The organism is Photobacterium sp. DNB23_23_1, from assembly GCF_052873815.1.
In genome coordinates this window covers 1-293 of sequence record NZ_JBNNXT010000120.1, presented here as the reverse complement: position 1 = coordinate 293, position 293 = coordinate 1, and the positions used below count along the sequence as shown (strand labels likewise).

Annotated in this window: 2 tRNA genes; both read right to left on the bottom strand. The window is 56.7% G+C overall.

The window, feature by feature from the left end:
- Positions 1-77: transfer RNA gene (locus tag ACVA53_RS25090), tRNA-Arg, on the bottom strand.
- A 41-nt stretch (positions 78-118) separates the two neighbouring features.
- Positions 119-211, bottom strand: a tRNA-Ser gene (locus ACVA53_RS25085).
- Positions 212-293: the final 82 nt, after the last annotated feature.

The window sequence follows — 293 nt, the reverse complement described above, 5'->3', positions numbered from 1 at the left end:
TGGCGCGTCCGGGAGGATTCGAACCTCCGACCGCCTGGTTCGTAGCCAGGTACTCTATCCAGCTGAGCTACGGACGCGCAGGCATTCTTTATCAAGTAGAACTTGAACAAGAAAAGAATGGCGGTGAAGGAGGGATTCGAACCCTCGATACGGGTATAAGCCGTATACTCCCTTAGCAGGGGAGCGCCTTCAGCCTCTCGGCCACCTCACCACACAAATTATGGCGCGCTCGGGAGGATTCGAACCTCCGACCGCCTGGTTCGTAGCCAGGTACTCTATCCAGCTGAGCTACG